Below are 16,380 nucleotides of genomic sequence, written 5' to 3' on the forward strand. Positions count from 1 at the left end.
GCAGAGCTCCCGTAGGGTGGGCAAAGCGAAGCGTGCCCACCTCGACCGCTTCTACAGCAGCGGTGGGCACGGCGCTTCGCGCCTTTGCCCACCCTACGCGTTCTCTCAATACCCGGCGGCCAATCCCGAGTTTCGGCGTGGATCGTTCGCACCGTAATAACGGTTATTGCCGACTTGCTCGCCGTTCAGCGACGGCGCGCCGACGATGATGACCGCGAGATGGTTTGCCGGCTGCGGCGGCCCGAATTTGTGGCCCATGCCTTCCAGGATCTTCTGCGTGTCCGGTGACAGCGCATAGTTCTCGACGTTGGTCATATCAGGCAGCCATTGCTGGTGGATGCGCGGCATGTCGACGGCTTCCTGCGCGTTCATGCCGTAGTCGATCGCATTGATCATGGTCTGCAACACGGCCGTGATGATGCGGCTGCCGCCGGGCGTGCCCACGACCATGACCGTCTTGCCGTCCTTGGTGACGATGGTCGGGCTCATCGAGGACAGCGGACGCTTGCCGGGCGCAATCGCGTTGGCCTCACCCTGCACCAGGCCATACAGGTTCGGCACCCCGACCTTGGCCGTGAAGTCGTCCATTTCGTCGTTCAGCAGCACGCCGGTCTTGGCCGCCGTCACCTTGGCGCCGAACCAATCGTTCAGCGTGTACGTCACCGATACCGCGTTGCCGTCCTTGTCCGCGATTGAATAGTGCGTGGTGTTGCTGCCCTCGTGCGGCGCGACACCCGGCTTGATGTCCTTGGAGATTGCGGCCTTGTTCGGATCGATCACGGCGCGGATCTTGGTCGCGTAATTCTTGTCGAGCAGGCGGTCGAGCGGATTCTTCACGAAATCCGGATCGCCGAGATAGCTGTTGCGGTCCACGTAAGCATGCCGCATGGCCTCGATCTGCACGTGCACGGCCTGCGCGGAATGGTAGCCCAGCTCCTTCAGGGGATAGCCCTCCAGGATATTCAGGATCTCGCAGATGACGACGCCGCCCGAGCTCGGCGGCGGCGCGGAAATCACGTGATAGCCGCGATAGTCGCATTCGACGGGTGCGAGCTCGCGCGTCTTGTAGCCGTCGAGGTCGTCCTGCGTCAGCAGGCCCTTGCCGGCCTGGCTCGATGCCACGATCGCGCTGCCGACCCAGCCCTTGTAGAAGCCGTCGGTGCCCTTGCTGCTGATCTCGCGCAGGGTTTTCGCCAGTTCGGATTGCTGCAGTCGATCGCCCACGCCGAACGGCTGGCCGTTGTTGAGGAAGATGGCGCTCGATGCCGGATCGCCCTTGAAATCGTCGGTCGCCGTGCGCAGCAGGTCGATGTCGCCCTGGTCGAGCACAAATCCCTGTTCGGCGAGCTGGATCGCGGGAGCGAGCAGGTCGGCGCGCTTCATGGTGCCGTATTTCTCGCGCGCATATTCCATGCCCGAGACGGAGCCTGGCACACCCACAGCCAGATGCCCCTTGGTCGAGATGCCCTTGATGACGTTGCCATCCTTGTCGAGATACATGTTCGCCGTCGCGCCCTTGGGCGCGGTCTCGCGGAAATCGAGGAAGGTCTTGCGGCCGTCGGCGAGCTGGATCGTCATGAAGCCGCCACCACCGAGATTGCCGGCGGCCGGATAGACGACGGCCAGGGCATAGCCGACGGCCACAGCGGCATCGACGGCATTGCCGCCGCGCTTCAGCACATCGACACCGACCTGGGTCGCCAGATGCTGCGCGGACACCACCATGCCGTTTTGCGCGGCGACCGGCGCGACCGACGCCGCGCGCGCGGGGATGAACGTGACGAGGCTGACCGATACGATCGCGGCGGCCATCCACCGCAGGTGTGTTCCCGCATTTTGCACGGCTTGCTCCCTTGCCGAGGCCGGCTGTCCCGGCCCTTGTTGGTTGATGCGAGCAGCCTATCAGGCGGAATCTGGCGGGCAAATCGACCAGTGATCGAATGAACCATGTAAGACGTCGGATGCCCTCCAAGATGCCTCTGCGCTCCCTCCCGCCTTGCGGGGGAGGGAGGGGGAGAGGGGTGCCCAGGAAACGGTCTTCGTTGAGCGCGTTCCGATTTCTTCGCCGAGGAGGGAATCCCCGTGTGGACCCCTCTCCCTAGCCCTCCCCCGCGAGGGGGGAGGGAACCGACCTCGCACGGAGCTGGCAGCCTTCGCCCCCTACGCCGGCCAAAGACCGCCCTCACGCCGCGGCAAAGCTGCCAACCGCCTGCGCTGCCTACCTTTCCGGCAGCCAAATTCGGCCGTGGTAACCGTACGTTAACCATCGGCGGGCTCTGGTAATTGCGGACAGTCGTGCCCGGAGCCGTGCTCGAGGCCCATAGTTTTGACATCTTGGCAGGGAATGCAGGCGGCCGGCTTTGGACGAGCCCCTGTACCCCAGAAAGACAAGGCTTTGAGCGGGCTTGCCGGCCGCGCCGGTTCTAGCGCGGCTGTTGGGGAACCGGCAGCCATTTGCTGGCCGGAGAGGTCAGGTAAATGATCGCCTTGAGAGGATACTGCTTATGAATCCGGCCGACGTGGCTCAGTCAGCCCTTCCGGTTGCCGCTTCCGCGGACGTGTCGCTGATTGCGCTGTTCTGGCAGGCTCACTGGATCGTGAAAGCGGTCATGCTGGGGCTTCTCGCCTGCTCGGTCTGGGTCTGGGCCATCGCGATCGACAAGATCTTTCTTTACGCGCGCACCCGCCGTTCGATGGATCGCTTCGAGCAGGCCTTCTGGTCCGGCGAGTCGATCGAGGAGCTCTATCGCACCCTCTCGGCCAAGCCGACGCATTCCATGGCGGCCTGCTTCGTCGCCGCCATGCGCGAGTGGAAGCGCTCGTTCGAGAGCCACGCCCGCTCGGTCGCGGGCCTTCAGATGCGCATCGACAAGGTGATGAACGTCTCGATCGCGCGCGAGGTCGAGCGGCTGGAACGCCGGCTGCTGGTGCTCGCCACCGTCGGCTCCGCTGGCCCCTTTGTCGGCCTGTTCGGCACGGTCTGGGGCATCATGTCGAGCTTCCAGTCGATCGCGGCGTCGAAAAATACCTCCCTGGCGGTGGTGGCGCCCGGCATTGCCGAAGCGCTGTTTGCGACCGCCGTCGGCCTTATCGCCGCCATTCCTGCCACTATTTTCTACAATAAGTTCACTTCCGAGGTGAACCGGCAGGCCCAGCGGCTGGAAGGTTTCGCCGATGAATTTTCCGCCATTCTGTCGCGTCAGATCGACGAGCGGGGCTGACGGACGGCATGTATAGTGTGAGGGGCAATTTGGGCACTCGATCATGGCGATGAACGTAGCGAGCTCGTCCGGAGGCGGCGGACGCCGCGGCCGGCGCAAGCCCGTCGTGGCCGAGATCAACGTCACGCCGATGGTCGACGTGATGCTGGTGCTGCTCATCATCTTCATGGTGTCGGCGCCGATGTTGACGGTCGGCGTGCCGCTCGACCTGCCGCAGACCCAGGCCAAGAGCCTCGAAAACAACGACCAGAAGCCGATCCAGATGTCGGTCGACATCAAGGGCAAGGTGTTCATCAACGACACCGAGGTCGCGATCAACGAGCTGGTGCCGAAGCTGAAGGCGATCACGGACGCGCGCGGCGGGCTCGAGGAGCGCATCTATCTGCGCGCGGACAAGAAGGCGGACTACGGAACGGTGGCCAAGGTCATGGGCCTGTTGTCCGGGGCGGGCTTCAAGAAGCTGGCGCTCGTGACCGAGGCGGATCAGGGGTAAAACCGGTGAAGGTGAACGTCGACAAGACACTCGTTGCGTCGATTGCCCTCCACGTCCTCGTGCTTGGATGGGGACTGGTCACCTTTAGCAGCAAGGCCTTTGTCGCGGAAGAGTCGCTTCCGATCGACATCGTCTCCTCTGATCAGCTCGCGCAGATGATGGCGGGGCAGAAGACCGGCAAAAAGGAAGAGCCGAAGCCCAAGGTCGAGAAGATCGCCGAGGCCAAGCCCGAGGAAGACGCGGTCGGCAAGGTCACCGAGAAGAAAGAGCTGATCAAAACCAACTCGACGCCCGAGCCGCCGCCGAAACCCGTCGAGAAGCCGGTCGAGAAGAAGCCCGAGCCGCCCAAGCCCGTTGCCGAGGCCAAGCCTAAAGAAGAGCCGAAGCCGCAGGAAAAGAAGCCTGATCCGGCCAAGGAAGATCCGATCGCTGAGCTCCAGAAGAAGCTGGAGACCAAGAAGCCTCCGCCGAAGCCCGTCGAGCAGAAGGTCGCGGCGGTGCAGCCGCAACAGCAACCGAAGCCCAAGGAGCGCAGCTTCGATCCCGCGCAGATCCAGCGCGACCTCGACAAGCGCGCGGCGACCCGGCACGAGCTCTCCGGCGCGGCGCTGAATGCGTCGGCTGCGCTGGGATCGACGACCGGGACTGCTGCCAACAACGTTGCGACGTGGGGAGGCGCGTTCACGAATGCGGTCCGGCGCTGCTTCACGCCCACCTATAACGGGCAAGACGCCGAGCAATACGAGGCTGACATCGATATCCCGATGAAAATCGACGGCTCGCTTGCGTCCGAGCCGATTATCGTTGCGGTTCGCGGCCCGTCTCGGTCGATTGCTCAGGCGGTGGCGGAGAGCGCCAAGCGCGCCATCGTGCAGTGTCAGGTCTATTCGTTCCTGCCGAAGCAGCAATATGACACCTGGAAGACCATTCCAATGCGCTTCGGCCTGAAAGATATGTTGTGACATCCGAACAAAAGAATTTTGCGATGAATGACGTCCTATCGATGAACCGCCGCCGCTTCATGACGCTGACAGGATCGGCGCTCGCGACGCTCGGGGGCGGACATGCCCTGGCCCAGGGCCAAAAGCGGCTTGAACTCAATCCAACGGAGTTTCGGCCGATCCCGATCGCGATCTCCAACTTCGTGCCGGGCTCGCCCGCCGACGGCGACGTCAGCAACGGCGTCACCCAGGTCATCACCAACAATCTGAAGCGGTCGGGCCTGTTCGCACCGATCGACCAGGCCGCTTTCATCGAGCGCATCAGCAACATCGACGTCGCGCCGCAATTCCAGAACTGGAAGACCATCAACGCCCAGGCCCTCGTCACCGGCCGCATGACGAGGGGGCAGGACGGCCGGCTCAAGGCTGAATTCCGCCTGTGGGACGTCATCACGGGCCAGCAGCTTGCGGGCCAGCAATATTTCACCTCGCCGGAATATTGGCGCCGTATCGCCCACATCATCTCCGACCAGATCTATGAGCAGATGACCGGCGAAAAGGGCTACTTCGACAGCCGTGTGGTGTTCGTGGACGAGACCGGCCCAAAGGAGCGTCGCGTCAAGCGGCTCGCGATGATGGACCAGGACGGTGCCAATGTGCGCTATCTGACGCGCGGCTCCGACCTCGTGCTGACGCCGCGCTTCTCGCCGAACTCGCAAGAGATCACCTATATGGAGTTCGGCCAGGGCGATCCGAAGGTCTATCTCTTCAACATCGAGACCGGCCAGCGCGAGATCGTCGGCAATTTCCCCGGCATGACCTTCGCGCCGCGCTTCTCGCCGGACGGCCAGCGCGTCATCATGAGCCTGCAGCAGGGCGGCAATTCGAACCTGTTCGTGATGGATCTGCGCTCGCGCTCGACCACGCGCCTCACCGACACGCCGGCGATCGACACGTCGCCGTCCTACTCGCCGGACGGCACCCGCATCTGCTTCGAGTCGGATCGCGGCGGCAGGTCGCAGATCTATGTGATGGCCGCGGGCGGCGGACAGGCGCAGCGCATCTCCTTCTCCAAGGATGACACCAACGCCACCTATTCGACGCCGGTGTGGTCGCCGCGCGGCGATTACATCGCCTTCACCAGGCAGGGCGGCGGGCAGTTCTCGATCGGCGTCATGAAGCCGGACGGCTCCGGCGAGCGGCTGCTCACCTCGGGCTATCACAACGAAGGGCCAACCTTCTCGCCGAACGGCCGCGTGCTGATGTTCTTCCGCGATCCCGGCGGCAATGGCGGACCGTCCCTCTACTCGGTCGATATCTCCGGCCGCAACGAGCTCAAGGTGCCGACGCCGGGCTTCGCCTCCGACCCGGCATGGTCGCCGCTGCTGTCCTCGACACCCGGCTAGAGCGCTTGCGGGCGAGGTGGATACAGCTTCGCGTGAAACATCGGGGCTAAGACATTGCGCGTTCAGACGCGCGATGTTTTCGAAAAACATGCCGATTTTTCGGGGTTTGGCGCAGGACGCAAGCTTTCCTTCACCTTGTGCCCGGCAACGCTTGCCTAGTTGCTTGATGTTTCAGCGGAAACATGTTCGCTATTGCCGAAAAACAACTCGACTTTAACGATGTTCCCTCAGAAAGGCTTCATCAGGTCTGGGTAAAAGTACGCGCCAAACAGGACGCGTAACAAGCCGATGCAGCTGGCCGACCAGAAGCAGAGCGATCGAGACGAGCTGGAGCCGATACTCTACGCCGCTCTCATCAACTCTATGGTTCAGAATTTCTGGGCGATCTTCCTGGGCTCGGCCTCCGCGGCCGTGGCCGCGGTCATGACTGCGCTGAAGACAGGCGATGTCTGGCTGTGGCCGCTCGCATTTCTGCTGATCGCGATCGGCACCGCGCGCGCGTTCCAGATGCGCGGATACGAAAACCGTACGCACCCCCTGTCGTTCGAGGAAGCCAAGCACCTGGAGCCGCGCTACTGGCTCGGCGCGCTCAGCTATGCGGCGGTGCTCGGCCTGTGGTCCTTCGTCGTCATCTACAACAATGACGATCCGATTGCCGACATGCTCTGTGTCGCCATCGGCATCGGCTACACCGCGGGCGGCGCGGCCCGCAATTACGGCCAGCCCCGGGTGATCCAGTGGCACGTCGCGCTCGCCTGCGCACCGATGTCGCTCGCGCTGCTGCTGCATGGCGGCTTCTACCACATCGGGCTCGCCGTCCTGCTCGTGTTCTTCTTCGTCGGGCTGAAGAACATCAATCTCAGCCTGCATGCGATCTTCGTCAAGGCGCTGACCTCGAGCTTTCGTGAGTCCGCGCTGGCAAGCCAGTTCGACACCGCGCTCAACAACATGCCGCATGGCCTGTGCATGTTTCGCGCCGACGGCCGCCTTGCGGTGATGAACCATCGCTTCGGCGAGCTGATGGCGTTGCCCGAGGATCTGGTCAAGCGTGGCGCCACCGCCGCCGACATCGTATCGGCCTGTATCGCCGCCGGCTCAATCTCGGCGGAGAGCGGCAAGCAGATCCTGGCCGAGATCGAGCATGCGCGGATCTGCGAGATCGTCACCGCCGATCCGGATGCCGCGCGCGGCCGCGCACTCGCCTGGACGTTCCAGCCGATGACCGGCGGCGGCACGGTGCTGCTGCTGGAAGACATCACCGAGCGTACCAACGCGGAAGCCCGTATCACCCATCTCGCCCGCTATGACGAGCTCACGGCGCTGCCCAACCGGGTCTCGTTCCGCGACGAGATCGAGCGATTGCTGGCGATCTCGCACGACGCCGAGCGCCTCTCGGCGCTGCTGTTCGTCGATCTCGACCAGTTCAAGCAGGTCAACGACACGCTCGGCCATCCCTGCGGCGACCAGCTCCTGTGCGCGGTCGCCAACCGCCTGCGCGAGATGCTGCGCCCTGAGGATTTCGTCGCCCGCTTCGGCGGCGACGAGTTCGTCGTGTTCCAACAGAACATCAGCTCGGCCGAGGATGCCGCGAGCCTCGCCCGCCGCATCGTCGAACGCCTGAGCGAGCGCTACCGCATCGACAATCATCTGGTCGAGATCGGCGCCAGCGTCGGCATCGCGCTGACATCGCCGGACGGCGACGTCAGGGCCGACACGCTGCTCAAGAACGCCGACATGGCGCTCTACCGCGCCAAGGCCGACGGCCGCGGCACCTTCTGCTTCTTCCGCGACGAGATGGCGGCCACCGTCGAGGCCCGCCGCATCCTCGAGCTCGACCTGCGCAAGGCGCTGGCCAACGAGGAGTTCGAGCTGTTCTACCAGCCGCTGGTCAATCTGAAGTCCGGCAAGATCACCACCTGCGAGGCGCTGCTGCGCTGGAATCATCCGGTGCGCGGCACGGTCTCGCCGGTCGACATCATCCCGGTCGCCGAGGACATGGGGCTGATCGTCGATCTCGGCCGCTGGATCCTGCGCCGCGCCTGCATGGAATGCATGAAGTGGCCCGACGGCGTCAGCGTCGCCGTCAACTTCTCGCCGCAGCAATTCCACCAGCGCGACGTGCTCAGCGAAATCCGCTACGCGCTCGAGGTCTCGGGGCTGCCGGCCCACCGGCTGGAGATCGAGATCACGGAGTCTTCGCTGCTTCGTAACACCCAGCTCACCCACGACACGCTGTCGCAACTGCATGCGCTCGGCGTGCGCATCTCGCTCGACGATTTCGGCACCGGCTATTCCAGCCTCAGCTATCTGCACAATTTCCCGATGCAGAAGGTGAAGATCGACCGCTCCTTCCTCGAGGGCATCGACACCGACCGGCCGCTGACGCTGCTGCGTGGCGTGGCGCGGCTGTCGGCCGACCTCGGCATGGCGGTCGTGGTCGAGGGCATCGAGACCAACGAGCAGCTCGAGCTGATCAGCGCCGACGGCACCGTCTCCGAGGCGCAAGGCTATCTGTTCAGCCGTCCGGTGCCCGCCGTGCGGATGCGCCAGCTCCTCAACGCCTCGCATGGGCGGCGCGGCGAGAGCCTGCTCCAGGTCGTAGGCTCACGCTCCTTCGCCTGAGTCCACATCCAGAAATTGCACGTCGCTTCAGGCCGTTGCTGAACCTACCGTAGTGCTACGGAGGTTAACCCTATCGCGTCGATTGCTTTGCATCGTCGTTAAGGAGGTGTTAATAAATCGTCACGCGCGCGCAAGTTGTTCAGCGGCAAATGCCCCGGGCTCGCGTTTTCGTTGTGGGTGGTGGGTAAGGAGTTCGAATGCAGTCCTCAGCCAGATCTGTCATTTCGGCTGTTGGACGGGGGGCGGAGCTTCTGACCGACGTCGACTATCATCTCGCGGAGACCGACGCGGAGAAGGAGCAAATCTACAACCTCCGCTACCGCGCCTATCTGCGCGAGGGTGCCGTCAGGGAATCCGCGGAAGCCCGGGTCACCGACCGCTACGACGAGCTGCCGAACGCGTGGACCTTCGGCGTCTATCTTCGCGGCCAGCTCTGCAGCTCCGTGCGCATCAGCGTGCTGACCTCCGAATGGCGCGAGTCCACCTCGGCCGACGTCTTCCCCGACATCCTGCTGCCGCGGCTCGATCGCGGCGAGGTCATGATCGACCCGACCCGCTTTGTCGCCGACCCCGACCAGGTGAAGCGGGTTCCGGAATTGCCCTATCTGACGACCCGGCTCGCCTACATGGCGTGCGAGCACTTCAATGCCGATCTCGGCCTCGCCATCGTGCGTCCCGAGCATCAGGCCTTCTACCGTCGGGTGTTCCTGCACGAGACGATCGCCGAGCCCCGCCTGGTTCCGGGTCTCACCAAGCCGTTCGGACTAATGGCGGCGGATTTCCCGACCTTCCGGAAGAAGGTGTTCGAGCGTTATCCGATCATGCGCTCCACCGCCTTCGAGCGGCGGATGCTGTTCGGGCGCGGCGGGCAGCGCGAGATCCCGCAGCGGTCGTCACTGGTGCCGGAAGCCGTTCACGTCTGATTGCCGGCCGTCACCGCCTCGAGCCGCCGCGCCGTTCGGCCGGGGCTCCGTTCGCCCCCATCATCGTTCGAGCCCAAAATTCCAGCAAAAACCTGCACTTTTGCCGGGTGCTGCAGCTTGCCTTCACCCTCGCGCCACATTTAGAACCCATTAACCATGACGGTTGCTTTTCGCGGTTTGGGGGCATTTGACCGGCTGAAGCAAGGTTCCATCAAGGTTGACGGAACGTTCGCTTAACCAACCCCCTGTAGACCGGACAGCAGTGGACGAACGTGAGCGTGGAGGCTCCGGAATGAAATACCCTATGCGTATCCTCCAGGGATTGAAGCTGGCTGCGGTGGTTGCGATCGCGCTGTCGATGGGCGCATGCGCGAACAAGAACGCAGCGACGGATGCGATGGCCAATGCTGCGACGCCTGGCAGCCAGCAGGATTTCGTCGTTAACGTGGGCGACCGCGTGTTCTTCGAGAGCGACCAGACCGATCTGACGCCGCAGGCGATCGTGACCCTGGAGAAGCAGGCGCAGTGGCTCCAGAACTATCGGCAGTACAGCTTCACCATCGAGGGGCATGCGGACGAGCGCGGCACCCGCGAATACAACATCGCGCTCGGCGCCCGCCGCGCCCAGTCGGTGCGTTCGTTCCTCGCCTCGCGCGGCATCGATCCGAACCGCATGCGCACGATCTCCTACGGCAAGGAGCGGCCGGTCGCCGTCTGTAACGATATTTCCTGCTGGTCGCAGAACCGTCGTGCCGTCACTGTGCTGAACGCGAGCTCCTGACGATCAGTCAGGCGCCGTTCATCTTCAGGAACCGATTATGCCGGCGCCCTCTCGGGCGCCGGCTTTGTTTCAGCCATCTGTGACCGAAACCCCGTGGTGCCAGTCACATTTTTGGCGTACTGCCTTTCAATGTGTGGCGCGTCGCAGGTTCCGTCGCAGATTTCGTTTTCGTCGTCAGGGCAAGATGTCATCCAGATCCAAGGTCTTTACCGGCACCGTGGCGATCGCCGCGCTGTTCTCTTTGTGCTCGCCCGCACTGGCGCAGTCGGACGATGACCCCGAGATGCGGATCGAACGGCTGGAGAACCAGCTGCGCCAGCTCACCGGCCAGAACGAGGAGCTGCAATACCGCAACCGCCAGCTCGAAGAGCGGCTGCGGGCGCTCGAGGGCGGCGCGCAGGCCGCGCCCGGACAGGCGCCGGTCCAGCCCTCTGTCGCGGCCGTACCGCCTGCGCAGTCCGCGCCGGCCTACCGCCAGCAGCAACAGGCCCAGCCGAATTACGAGCAGCCGCAGATCGCCGCTCCCGCGCCGATCGTTCAGGAGCAGCCGGCGCCCGGTGCGCCCGGCGTGCGCCGCCGCGGTGACTCCTTCGATCCGAACCAGAACCCGAATGCGCCCGGCGCGCCACGCGCGCTTGGTGGCGGGCAGCAGCCGATGCCGGCAGGCGCGCCCGGCGGGCGCGCTCCCGGCGAGCCGCTCGATCTCGCCAACACCAGCCCGCGCTACCAGCAAGGCGTGCCACCGGCAGCCCAGCCCGGCTATCCGCCGGCACAATCGGGTTATCCCGCGCCATCGGGAGGCGCCGGCCTGACCACCCTGCCGCCCTCGGCAACGCCGCGCGACGAGTTCGACCTCGGCATCGGCTACATGCAGCGCAAGGACTATGCGCTCGCCGAGCAGACCATGAAGAATTTTGCGCAGAAATATCCGAGCGATCCGCTGCTCGGCGACGCGCAATACTGGCTCGGCGAAAGCTATTACCAGCGCCAGCAATATCGCGACTCCGCGGAAGCCTTCCTCGCCGTCACCACCAAATACGACAAATCCGCCAAGGCGCCGGATGCCCTGCTGCGGCTCGGCCAGTCGCTGGCCGCGCTGAAGGAGAAGGAAGCCGCCTGCGCCGCCTTCGGCGAGGTCGGCCGCAAATATCCGCGCGCCTCCGCCGGCGTCAAATCCGCCGTCGATCGCGAGCAGAAGCGGGTGAAGTGCTGACGCGCAGTATTTGCGCCCTGACAATGCGGATGGCGCTGCACTAAATAGCTAAATAGTCTGGTGATTGCCTGGGCAGCGTCATGTCGGACGACGACAACTCACCGATCTCGGCGCGCGCGGCGAAGCAGCTCTTCGCCGAGCTGAGAGGCGCGCCCGCGCTGGTGCTCGCGGTCTCCGGCGGACCCGACTCGGTCGCGCTGATGTGGCTCGCCGCGCGCTGGAAGCGCGGCCTGGCACGCGGTCCGCAACTGACCGTCGTCACCGTCGATCACGGCCTGCGCCCGGAGGCGGCGCGCGAGGCGCGCGAGGTCAAGCGGCTGGCGGCTGAACTCGGGCTGGTACACCGGACCTTGCGCTGGCGCGGCGCGAAGCCGGACACGGGACTGCCCGCCGCTGCACGTGAAGCCCGTTACCGCCTGCTTGCGCGGGCCGCGCGCAGCGTCGGCGCGAGCCATGTGCTGACCGCCCACACCCGCGACGACCAGGCCGAGACCGTGCTGATGCGCCTTCTGCGCGGCAGCGGGCTTGCCGGGCTGTCGGCGATGGCGCGCCTCACGGAACGCGACGGCGTCGTGCTGGTGCGGCCGCTGCTCGATATCCCGAAGTCGCAGCTGATCGCGACCTTGAGGCGGGCGAAGATCGGCTTTGCCGATGATCCCACCAATCGCGACACCGCCTTCACCCGGCCGCGGCTGCGCGCGCTGCTGCCGCAGCTCGCGGCCGAGGGCGGCGACAGCAGGAGCCTGGCGCGGCTCGCAGGCAGGCTGGCGCGCGCCAATGCGGCGGTCGACGTGCTGGTCGATGGCGCCGAACGCTTCCTTCAGCTTCGGACGCGCGGCGATGCGCCGCAGGCGGGCGTTCGCAGCTTCGAGGTCTCGGCATTTGCCAATCTGCCGGAGGAGGTCCGGCTGCGGCTCCTGCTGCGGGCCGTCAATGCCCTTGGCCATGAGGGGCCGGCGGAACTCGGGAAGGTCGAGACCCTTCTGGCGGCGCTCGATCAGGCCATAGCCGCAAGCCCCCGCGCAGCCGGAAATGGCCGGCCTGTCCTGAAGCAAACCCTTGCGGGAGCCTTGATCAGCCTTGCCGGGGGCGTATCCACATCGCACCGGCGCCGGCCCGGCGGTCCAAGGGACGGACGAGGGCGGATCAGGGCGGATCATGACACCGGCCGTTTCCGCCGCGCCCCGTCAGGACACCTTAACCAGGCAGGAAAAACCCCGGGCAGATCGCCATTATTTCAGCGGGAATCGCTCTAAGATGGGATAAATAGTCCCATCTCGTTCCCTTGGCAGCGACCGGGGCGGCACCTAAATTGTATCCGTCTAACCAAGAGGATTCCTTGGGGATTTCCTCGCACTGACAAAGTAACTGCTACCGCCCAAGGATCAGGCCGCGATCCGCGCGACCACGAAGGAAGATCGATGAACGCCAATCTGCGCAATTTCGCCCTCTGGGTCATCATTGTCTTGCTGCTGTTGGCGTTGTTCACGCTCTTCCAGAATCCGGGTCAGCGCGCCTCCTCGCAGGACATCGCCTTCTCCCAGCTCCTGAGCGAAGTTGACCGCGGCAATGTGCGCGACGTCGTGATCCAGGGCCCGGACATCCACGGCACCTTCACCAACGGCTCGAGCTTCCAGACCTATGCGCCGAACGATCCGACGCTGGTGAAGCGCCTCTATGACAGCAAGGTCCAGATCACCGCGAAGCCGCCCGGCGACAACGTGCCGTGGTTCGTCTCGCTGCTGGTCTCCTGGCTGCCCTTCATTGCGCTGATCGGCGTGTGGATCTTCCTGTCGCGGCAGATGCAGGGCGGCGCCGGCAAGGCGATGGGCTTCGGCAAGTCGCGCGCCAAGATGCTGACGGAGGCCCATGGCCGCGTCACCTTCGAGGACGTCGCCGGCGTCGATGAAGCCAAGCAGGACCTGCAGGAGATCGTCGAATTCCTCCGCGACCCCGGCAAGTTCCAGCGCCTCGGCGGACGCATTCCGCGCGGCGTGCTGCTGGTCGGCCCTCCCGGCACCGGCAAGACCCTGATCGCGCGTGCGGTCGCAGGCGAAGCCAACGTGCCGTTCTTCACCATCTCGGGTTCCGACTTCGTCGAAATGTTCGTCGGCGTCGGTGCGTCCCGCGTCCGCGACATGTTCGAGCAGGCCAAGAAGAACGCGCCCTGCATCATCTTCATCGACGAAATCGACGCCGTCGGCCGTCACCGTGGCGCCGGTCTCGGCGGCGGCAATGACGAGCGCGAGCAGACGCTGAACCAGTTGCTGGTCGAGATGGACGGCTTCGAGGCCAACGAGGGCGTGATCCTGATCGCGGCGACCAACCGTCCCGACGTGCTCGATCCCGCGCTGCTGCGTCCCGGTCGCTTCGACCGTCAGGTCGTGGTGCCCAATCCCGACGTCGTCGGCCGCGAGCAGATCCTCAAGGTTCACGTCCGCAAGGTGCCGCTGGCGCCGGATATCAACCTCAAGACCATCGCGCGCGGCACCCCGGGCTTCTCCGGCGCCGACCTGATGAACCTCGTCAACGAAGCCGCCCTGACCGCCGCCCGCCGCAACAAGCGGATGGTGACGCAGGCCGAGTTCGAGGAGGCCAAGGACAAGGTGATGATGGGCGCCGAGCGCAAGTCGCTCGTCATGACCGAGGAAGAGAAGCTGCTGACGGCCTATCACGAGGGCGGCCACGCCATCGTCGGCCTCAACGTCGTCGCGACCGATCCGATCCACAAGGCGACCATCATTCCGCGCGGCCGTGCGCTGGGCATGGTGATGCAGCTGCCCGAGCGCGACAAGCTGTCGATGTCGCTGGAGCAGATGACCTCGCGCCTTGCCATCATGATGGGTGGCCGCGTCGCCGAGGAGCTGATCTTCGGCCGCGAGAAGGTGACCTCGGGTGCATCCTCCGACATCGAGCAGGCCACGCGTCTGGCCCGCATGATGGTGACGCGCTGGGGCCTCTCGGAGGCGCTTGGCACCGTGTCCTATGGCGAGAACCAGGACGAGGTGTTCCTGGGCATGTCGGTGTCGCGCACCCAGAATGCGTCGGAAGCCACGGTCCAGAAGATCGACACCGAGATCCGGCGCTTCGTGGAAGAAGGCTATAACGAAGCGACCCGCATTCTCACCGAGAAGCGTGCCGACCTCGAAGCCCTCGCCAAGGGCCTGCTCGAGTTCGAGACGCTGTCCGGCGACGAGATCGTCGACCTGCTCAAGGGCAAGAAGCCGAACCGCGAGTCCGTGCTCGAACCGACCACGCCCCGCGCTTCCGCCGTGCCCCCGGCCGGCAAGTCGCGCCCGCGGCCCGATCCAGATCCCGGCCTGGAGCCGCAGCCGCAGGCGTAATCGAGAAGCGGTAGATCAAATTGAAAAACGCGGCGGAAACGCCGCGTTTTTTGTTGGCCGATGTTGATGCAGTTGCGCTTCAAGCTCCGGTCTCGCGCCCCGGACGCAGCGCAGCGCCCCTTCGGCGGTGCGTTGCAGAACCGGGGCCCATGTCTCCGCATCTTACCGTTTGGCCTTCTGGGTCCCGGCTCAGCGCAGCAGCGTTGCACGCTGCAGCGCGTCCGGGACACGAGAGAGAGGCGCGTGTCGTCGCCACGGACTCCGTCATTGCGAGCGCAGCGAAGCAATCCAGAATCTTTCCGCTGCGGCAGTCTGGATTGCTTCGCTGCGCTCGCAATGACGACGTGGAGGCGCCGTGCTCGCAACGAGGCTCCGGTCTCGTAGGGTAGGCAAAGGCGCAAAGCGCCGTGCCCACCATCTCTCGACAGTCACGACAAAACTGGTGGGCACGCTGTCGCTTTGCCCACCCTACGATATCTCACTTCGCGGCGTCCTTCCGCTCCAGAAAATGCAGCACGTCGTCGCTGAACTGCTCGGGATCCTGCAGGAACGAGAAGTGACTGACCTCCGGCTGGATCAGCAGGCCGGCGCCCGGAATGTTTGCCGCCATGAACTCGGTGTTCTCGCGCTTGATCGCCTCGTCGTGGTCGCCGTCCACGATCCAGGTCGGGACCTTGATCGTCGCGAGATCCGACGCCGTCCATTTCGGCTGGCTCTCCCACATTTTGGTGATCTCGGCGACGAAGCTCTTGTACTCGGTCGGGGTCGGCGACAGGCGCTTGTACTCCTCGCCGGCTCTCGCGATGTAGGCGTTGAAGACGTCGTTCGACGCAATGTCCGCAACGCCTGACGGATCCGAGTTCGCCGCGAAGGCGAACAGCTTGCTCACGCGCTCCGGATGCTTCATCGCGATGTCGAGGCCGATGATTGCGCCGTCGCTCCAGCCGACGATCGCAGCTTTCCTGATCTTGAGGTGATCGAGCAGGGCGACCACGTCCGAGGCCATCAGATCGTAGCCATACGGCTCCTGGTTGCGGCTGCTGCGCCCATGCCCGCGGCTGTCCATGACGATGACCTGATAGTGCCGTTGCAGCGCGCGGACCTGGTGGCCCCAATAGTTGGCGTTGGCGAGGCCGCCATGCAGCAACAGGACGGGCTCGCCGCGGCCGAACGTTGCGTACCAGACCTTGATGCCGTTGACGGGCGCGAAGCCGCTCTGCGTCGCCCTGGGCAGTGTCGGCGTCGGCGGCAGGTTCAGCCATTGCGGCGCCGCATGTGCCGCGGTGATCGCGACCGTGACGAGAAGCGCGGTGAAAAGATTACGAAACATCATGGTGCGTATTCCTGTTCAAGCATCAGGCATTACCGCACGGCAACACGGATGCGTCAGCTTCTAAGGCGTTACAGATGTAGCGATCGTAGGGTGGGCAAAGGCG

General features: G+C 64.7%; 11 protein-coding genes and 1 pseudogene. 10 read left to right on the top strand and 2 right to left on the bottom strand.

Annotation, left to right across the window (positions count from 1 at the left end):
* Positions 1–105 precede the first annotated feature (105 nt).
* Positions 106–1,812, bottom strand: a complete 1,707-nt coding sequence (ggt, locus tag BJ6T_RS10880) for a gamma-glutamyltransferase (protein WP_039227594.1) — start codon at positions 1,810–1,812, stop codon at positions 106–108.
* Positions 1,813–2,504: 692 nt separating this feature from the next.
* On the opposite strand from ggt, the gene tolQ reads away from it, so the two are divergent.
* The 10 genes and pseudogenes from tolQ (at position 2,505) to ftsH (ending at position 14,944) form a co-directional block, all read left to right on the top strand.
* Positions 2,505–3,221 carry a protein TolQ gene (gene tolQ, locus BJ6T_RS10885; RefSeq protein WP_014492404.1) on the top strand — a complete coding sequence of 239 codons (717 nt, stop codon included), beginning with the start codon at positions 2,505–2,507 and terminating at the stop codon, positions 3,219–3,221.
* A 43-nt stretch (positions 3,222–3,264) separates the two neighbouring features.
* Complete coding sequence (tolR, locus tag BJ6T_RS10890) at positions 3,265–3,714, top strand: protein TolR (protein WP_014492405.1); 450 nt, start codon at positions 3,265–3,267, stop codon at positions 3,712–3,714.
* A gap of 5 nt (positions 3,715–3,719) precedes the next feature.
* On the top strand, positions 3,720–4,676 hold the full coding sequence (gene tolA, locus BJ6T_RS10895; RefSeq protein WP_014492406.1) for a cell envelope integrity protein TolA: 957 nt from the start codon (positions 3,720–3,722) through the stop codon (positions 4,674–4,676).
* Between the two features lie 41 nt (positions 4,677–4,717).
* Positions 4,718–6,061 (top strand): Tol-Pal system beta propeller repeat protein TolB, encoded by a 1,344-nt coding sequence (tolB, locus tag BJ6T_RS10900; protein ID WP_014492407.1) that lies wholly within the window; start codon positions 4,718–4,720, stop codon positions 6,059–6,061.
* Positions 6,062–6,349: 288 nt separating this feature from the next.
* The gene (locus tag BJ6T_RS10905; RefSeq protein ID WP_014492408.1) at positions 6,350–8,683 is read left to right on the top strand and encodes a putative bifunctional diguanylate cyclase/phosphodiesterase; all 2,334 of its coding nucleotides are present in this window, start codon (positions 6,350–6,352) and stop codon (positions 8,681–8,683) included.
* Between the two features lie 197 nt (positions 8,684–8,880).
* Positions 8,881–9,606 (top strand): N-acyl amino acid synthase FeeM domain-containing protein, encoded by a 726-nt coding sequence (locus BJ6T_RS10910; RefSeq protein ID WP_014492409.1) that lies wholly within the window; start codon positions 8,881–8,883, stop codon positions 9,604–9,606.
* Between the two features lie 292 nt (positions 9,607–9,898).
* Complete coding sequence (gene pal, locus BJ6T_RS10915; RefSeq protein ID WP_028152222.1) at positions 9,899–10,387, top strand: peptidoglycan-associated lipoprotein Pal; 489 nt, start codon at positions 9,899–9,901, stop codon at positions 10,385–10,387.
* 184 nt (positions 10,388–10,571) lie between these two features.
* Positions 10,572–11,600: a tol-pal system protein YbgF gene (gene ybgF, locus BJ6T_RS10920; protein WP_014492411.1), complete on the top strand. Its 1,029-nt coding sequence runs from the start codon at positions 10,572–10,574 to the stop codon at positions 11,598–11,600.
* Between the two features lie 80 nt (positions 11,601–11,680).
* Positions 11,681–12,762: pseudogene (tilS, locus tag BJ6T_RS10925) on the top strand (tRNA lysidine(34) synthetase TilS).
* 259 nt (positions 12,763–13,021) lie between these two features.
* Positions 13,022–14,944 carry an ATP-dependent zinc metalloprotease FtsH gene (gene ftsH, locus BJ6T_RS10930; RefSeq protein WP_008136887.1) on the top strand — a complete coding sequence of 641 codons (1,923 nt, stop codon included), beginning with the start codon at positions 13,022–13,024 and terminating at the stop codon, positions 14,942–14,944.
* Between the two features lie 478 nt (positions 14,945–15,422).
* Here ftsH and BJ6T_RS10935 read toward each other — a convergent pair whose 3' ends face one another.
* Entirely contained in the window at positions 15,423–16,277 is an 855-nt protein-coding gene (locus tag BJ6T_RS10935; protein ID WP_014492413.1) for an alpha/beta fold hydrolase, read from the bottom strand.
* Positions 16,278–16,380: the final 103 nt, after the last annotated feature.

This window comes from Bradyrhizobium japonicum USDA 6, from assembly GCF_000284375.1.
Taxonomy (GTDB): Bacteria; Pseudomonadota; Alphaproteobacteria; order Rhizobiales; family Xanthobacteraceae; genus Bradyrhizobium; species Bradyrhizobium japonicum.

Coding starts and splice junctions, on each gene's coding strand:
- ybgF (WP_014492411.1), top strand. CDS start 10,572: ATGTCATCCAGATCCAAGGTCTTTACCGGCACCGTGGCGATCGCCGCG.
- tolR (WP_014492405.1), top strand. CDS start 3,265: ATGGCGATGAACGTAGCGAGCTCGTCCGGAGGCGGCGGACGCCGCGGC.
- BJ6T_RS10910 (WP_014492409.1), top strand. CDS start 8,881: ATGCAGTCCTCAGCCAGATCTGTCATTTCGGCTGTTGGACGGGGGGCG.
- BJ6T_RS10905 (WP_014492408.1), top strand. CDS start 6,350: ATGCAGCTGGCCGACCAGAAGCAGAGCGATCGAGACGAGCTGGAGCCG.
- tolB (WP_014492407.1), top strand. CDS start 4,718: ATGAACCGCCGCCGCTTCATGACGCTGACAGGATCGGCGCTCGCGACG.
- tolQ (WP_014492404.1), top strand. CDS start 2,505: ATGAATCCGGCCGACGTGGCTCAGTCAGCCCTTCCGGTTGCCGCTTCC.
- pal (WP_028152222.1), top strand. CDS start 9,899: ATGAAATACCCTATGCGTATCCTCCAGGGATTGAAGCTGGCTGCGGTG.
- ftsH (WP_008136887.1), top strand. CDS start 13,022: ATGAACGCCAATCTGCGCAATTTCGCCCTCTGGGTCATCATTGTCTTG.
- ggt (WP_039227594.1), bottom strand. CDS start 1,812: ATGGCCGCCGCGATCGTATCGGTCAGCCTCGTCACGTTCATCCCCGCG.
- BJ6T_RS10935 (WP_014492413.1), bottom strand. CDS start 16,277: ATGATGTTTCGTAATCTTTTCACCGCGCTTCTCGTCACGGTCGCGATC.